Annotated in this window: 5 protein-coding genes; 1 reads left to right on the top strand and 4 read right to left on the bottom strand. The window is 66.8% G+C overall.

Translation table 11 applies throughout. The annotated features are described in order from the left end of the window. From Q8R27_RS13765 to Q8R27_RS13775, 3 genes are all read right to left on the bottom strand, one after another. The coding region (locus Q8R27_RS13765) for an NAD-dependent epimerase/dehydratase family protein (protein ID WP_305699557.1) at positions 1–642 on the bottom strand (642 nt) is incomplete at its 3' end. A gap of 16 nt (positions 643–658) precedes the next feature. Next, positions 659–2,596: a nucleoside-diphosphate sugar epimerase/dehydratase gene (locus Q8R27_RS13770; RefSeq protein WP_305699558.1), complete on the bottom strand. Its 1,938-nt coding sequence runs from the start codon at positions 2,594–2,596 to the stop codon at positions 659–661. Between the two features lie 250 nt (positions 2,597–2,846). Continuing rightward, positions 2,847–3,551: a TorF family putative porin gene (locus tag Q8R27_RS13775; RefSeq protein ID WP_305699559.1), complete on the bottom strand. Its 705-nt coding sequence runs from the start codon at positions 3,549–3,551 to the stop codon at positions 2,847–2,849. A 250-nt stretch (positions 3,552–3,801) separates the two neighbouring features. Here Q8R27_RS13775 and queF point away from each other — a divergent pair, with 250 nt between their 5' ends. After that, positions 3,802–4,257 carry a preQ(1) synthase gene (gene queF, locus Q8R27_RS13780; protein ID WP_305699560.1) on the top strand — a complete coding sequence of 152 codons (456 nt, stop codon included), beginning with the start codon at positions 3,802–3,804 and terminating at the stop codon, positions 4,255–4,257. 124 nt (positions 4,258–4,381) lie between these two features. Here queF and Q8R27_RS13785 read toward each other — a convergent pair whose 3' ends face one another. Further along, on the bottom strand, positions 4,382–4,993 hold the full coding sequence (locus Q8R27_RS13785) for a nitroreductase (RefSeq protein WP_305699561.1): 612 nt from the start codon (positions 4,991–4,993) through the stop codon (positions 4,382–4,384). Positions 4,994–5,003: the final 10 nt, after the last annotated feature.

Here is a 5,003-nt window from a genome sequence, read left to right on the forward strand (position 1 = left end):
GCGCCCCTCGCCGTAGACGTCGATCGGCTGGCCCGCGAGAATCGCCGCGGTGAACTTGAAAAGCGCCATGTCCGGGCGCCCCCACGGGCCATAGACCGTGAAGAAACGCAGCCCCGAAGTCGGGATGTCGAACAGGTGGGCGTAGGCGTGGGCCATCGCCTCGTTGGCGAGCTTGGTCGCCGCATAGAGGGTGATCGGATGGTGCGCCCCGTCATGCACCGAGAACGGCAGCTTCCCGTTCGCGCCGTAGACTGAGCTGGTGGAGGCGTAGACAAGGTGCCTCGGCTTCACGCTGCGGCATCCCTCAAGCACGTTGAGGAACCCCACTAGGTTTGAGTCGCCGTAGACCGCGGGCTGTTCGAGGCTGTAGCGGACACCGGCCTGGGCGGCGAGGTTCACCACCGCGTCCGGCTTGGCGTCTTCGAACAGCCCCAACACCGCTGCGCGGTCGGCCAGGTCGATCGTGGCGTGGCGATAATCGTCGTGCGCCTGCAGCCGGGCGAGGCGCGAGGCCTTCAGCGCCGGGTCGTAGTAGCTGTTGAGATTGTCCAGCCCGACCACCTGGTCGCCGCGCGCCAACAGGCGGCGTGCGGTATGGAAGCCGATGAACCCGGCCGAGCCGGTGACCAGGACGCTCGCCATGCCGGTGAGCGGGCCGTCAGCGGTTGGCGACGACGCGCAGGTTCGGCGCGGCGCCGGGCCTGTCGCCGCGGATCTGGCCCACGAGGTCGAACAGCGCGCGGCGCACGTCGTCGGCGCGGCTGCGCTGGGCCAGGGATTCCAGCTCCAGAAGATGGTTGGCATGGACGCGCAGAGCCGAGCTCGACACCACCTCCAGCACCTTGGGCGCGCAGGGGACGGACTGCTCGGTTTCGTCCAGCAGAGCTTCGGTGAGCTTCTCGCCGGGACGCAAGCCCGTGACTTCGATCTCGATGTCCTTGCCCACCGTCAGGCCGGACAGCGCGATCATCTGGCGCGCCAGGTCGATGATCCGCACCGGTGCGCCCATCTCCAGCAGGAACAGGCGCGCGCGGCTGGCGTCGCCTTCGGCCGAGGCCGCCGTGGCGTGCAGCACCAATTGCGTCGCCTCGGGGATGGTCATGAAGAACCGCGCCATGTCCGGATGCGTCACCGTCACCGGTCCGCCACGTTCGATCTGCGACTTGAAGATCGGCACGACGGAGCCTGCGGAGCCCAGCACATTACCGAATCGAACGGCGCTGAAGCGCGTGCCCTTGCCGGTCTGCTGGCCCTGGATGACCGCTTCGGCCAGGCGCTTGGTGGCGCCCATCACATTGGTCGGGTCGACAGCCTTGTCGGTGGAGATCAGCACCATCTGGGCCGCGTCGCAGGCGCGCGCCGCCTCAGCCACATTCCAGGTGCCGATCACATTGGTCAGCACGCCTTCGCAAGGATGCCGCTCGACCATCGAAACGTGCTTCAGGGCGGCGGCGTGGAACACCAGGTCCGGCCGTTCGTCGATGAAGGTGTTGGCGACACGGGTGGCGTTGCGCACGTCGCACAGCACTGCTTGCCGCGAGAGCTGCGGCATGGTCTCGGCGATCTCGCGGTCGATCTCGAACAGCGCGGTCTCGGAGAAGTCGAGTAGGGTCAGGTGCGCACATTCGAAGGCCGCAACCTGGCGGCAGAGCTCTGCGCCAATGCTGCCGCCCGCGCCGGTGACCAGCACGCGACGACCGCGGATCAGGTCGCCGATGGCGCGGCGATCCAGCTCGATCGGCTCGCGCGCCAGCAACTCCTCAATGTTGATTTCGCGCATCGGCAGCAGGGTGACGCCGTCGTGCTGGGCGAGTTCGACGATGCTGGGCAGGCGCAACAGGCGGATGCCGTCGTTCTTCAAGCGGCCGAGCAGGTCTGCCGTGAGGCCCTTCAGGCGCGCCGGCTCCTCCAGAAACAGGATGGCGCGCGGATAGCGGTTCCAGCGGCGCAGGTCGGCCAGCGCCGCGTCCAGGTTCTCGAGACTCTCGATGATGCATACGCCGCGCACCTGCTGGCCGACGTCGCGCGCGTCGGTGCCGACGATGCCGACGGCGGTATAGTTGCGGTCATGGCTGCGGGCGACGTCGCGCAGGTAGGTGTCGGCCAGGGACGGCGGGCCGATCAGCAGCAAGGAAGGGGCGAGCGCGGCGCGGTCGCTGGCGGTCTTCAGCGGGGCGAAGCTGTCCAGCGCGTGCTCATGCAGGGCGCGGCGCATGATCCGGCCGCCCATCGAGCCGACCATCTGGAAGATCGGCGCCATGAACAGGATCGAGCGCGGCAGGCCGCGTCCGCGGTCAAGCACGAACACCAGCAGCAGGAACACGCCCACGGTGAGAAGCGCCACGCGGGCCAGCACCAGAGCGTCGGGAATGGAGGCGTAGCGCCAGGGCGACAGCTCGCGGCGGAACAGCATGGTGAAGCCGCCGGCCAGGGCTGCGTAGAAGGCGACGAGCTGGACGACGTTCATCGCCGGCAGATCGCTGACGCCGAAGAGCGGCAACCTCAAAGGAGAAACGATGTAGGCCAACATGAAGGCGGCGGCGGCGATCAGGACGTCCGCAAGGATGGTCTGGGCTCGAAAGGCCATCCGCTCCATGAGTCGCGCTCCATTACTTGATCGAGTCGCCAACATAGACTTGGCCGTACGACCGTCCAAGGAAACCGCGCAAATCGGCGATTTGCTCCATTGAGCATCCGATTCGCACGTTCATTGTGCGCTCCTGGACGAGGAGACGCCCGACCTTAGAGCGCGTCAGTGGGAAGTGGAAGTCCGCGTCGCTGCGGCGGAAATAGAAAAGCCGCCGCCCGAAGGCGACGGCTCTCCAACAGCCCGTGAATTGAGGCCTTTAGAAGGTCGCCTTGAGCGAGATCACGCCGCGGCTGTCGAACCCTTTGCCGAAGCTGTGTTCGTCGGTGTCGTGATAGCGCAGGTCGAGGCCCAGGTGGTCGTTCAGCGCGAAGCCGACGCCCACATTCCAGGTGTTGTAGGAGAAGTCGCCCGGGACATCGACGTCCTGGTGTCCGATCGCGGCGCTGGCCGTGACCTTTTCGGCGAGCGGGATCGAGCCGTTCACTTCGTAGTACAGGGCGTCGTCGTCATCGCCGCCGCCGGTGAAGTCGGGCGAATAATAGACCGCCGCGCCCAGCGAGCCCGGGCCGACCGCGACCGAACCGGCCGCCTTGGCTTCCCAATAGGCCCAGTTCGCGTTCGAGGGCTCGTTCAGGTAGCCGTAGTAGATCACGCCCAGGTCGAGCGAGACGGGGCCGACGGTCGGCTTGAAGCCGGCGTACAGATCGACTTCAGCGTCAGTGTCGTCGCCGAAATCGACATTCGACGCCCACACGCCGCCGTAGAACTGGCCCATCGAGACGTCGGCGCCGCCGAACACCTGCAGGCTTTCCGACGTCTGGCTGACGCCGCGGAAGACGTAGTCGCTGGCCGCGCCGACGTTGAAGCTGAAGGCCGGCGCGGTGTCGTCCTGGGCGAAGGCGACGCCGCTGGTCGCCACAGTGGCGGCGGCAGCAATCAGCGCGAGTTTGAATGATTTCATGATAATCCCCTTGTTATTCGATCCGGTTTGGCCAGACCGCTGGCGGATATCGTCTATTGCGACGCCGCAGATCAATGAATCGCGACCAAGGCGGGAAGGCCGTGGACAGCGGTGGCTGAAAACCAGGCGGAACCTTGCTACCAATTGGTTAAAAATTCGGCGCCAACTGGCGCTCTGAGCTAGGCGTTCGAATCGCCTTGAAGGCGGGCGGCGTTGCTCTCGAGCTGCGTGGCGACTACATCGGCGGCCGATGGAAGAGTTCGAACTGACCCAGCTCGGGCGCGACGCGCGACCCGCTGACGACCCCAAGGATGCGGTGCTGGAGCGTGTGCCCAATCCGCATCCCGACGACCTCTATCTTGCGCGTTTCACCGCGCCGGAGTTCACCTCGATCTGCCCGGTGACCGGTCAGCCCGACTTCGCCCATCTGGTGATCGATTACGCGCCAGGCGAATGGCTGATCGAGTCCAAGTCGCTGAAGCTGTACCTGGGCGCCTTCCGCAATCACGGCGCCTTCCACGAGGACTGCACCGTGGCGATCGCCAAGCGGATGGTCGAGGTCGCTCAGCCACGTTGGCTGCGCATCGGCGGATACTGGTTCCCTCGCGGCGGTATCCCGATCGACGTGTTCTGGCAGAGCGGTGCGCCGCCTCAAGGCCTGTGGCTGCCGGACCAGGGCGTACAGCCGTATCGCGGCCGCGGCTGAGCGCGCCGGGCTAGCCAGAACAATTGTGACGGTGTAAACCGACACTCGCCCAACTCTCCTCGGGCGTGTCACACCTCAGGCCGGGCGGCGCCGACGCGTCGTCCGGCCGTTGTGTGTCTGGAGACTAGCCGCGCCAGCGGCTGATCAGGTTCTCGACGTTCGGCCGCTCGCGTTCCAGCGGCGGCTCGTTCGGGGTGCCGATGAACACATATCCCGCCACCCGCTCATTGTCGGCCAGGCCCAGGATCGTGGCGGCGTCGCGGTCGTAGGCGTACCAATCGGTGATCCAGTTGGCGCCGTATCCCATGGCGATCGCCGCATAGAGCAGGTTGGTGCAGGCTGCGCCCGCTGAAAGCTGCTGTTCCCATGCGGGAATGTCGCCGCGTGTTTCGCGCGAGATCACCGCGACGCCCATCGGCGGGGTCTTCAACTTGACCAGCTTGGCCGCGGCGCGGGTGTCGCCGCGTCCGAGCGCCAGCGCCTCGAGCTTCGCCGCAAACGCCGCCTTGCCTTCTGCGTCCAGCACGATGAACCGCCAGGGCGCCAACTTGCCGTGGTCCGGAACCCGCGCGGCCAGATGCAGCAGCTGATCCAGCTCGGCGTCCGACGGCCCAGGCGCGGCGAGCGTCACCGCCGACGACGAACGCCGCGCGGCCAGGAATCGTAAGGTGTCGGGGGAAGGCGCTTGCGTGACCGGCTTGCCGAACACTGGCTGGGGCGGGAGGATGACGGTCACGGGCGCCTCG

It is taken from the genome of Phenylobacterium sp., from assembly GCF_030697305.1.
GTDB lineage: Bacteria > Pseudomonadota > Alphaproteobacteria > Caulobacterales > Caulobacteraceae > Phenylobacterium.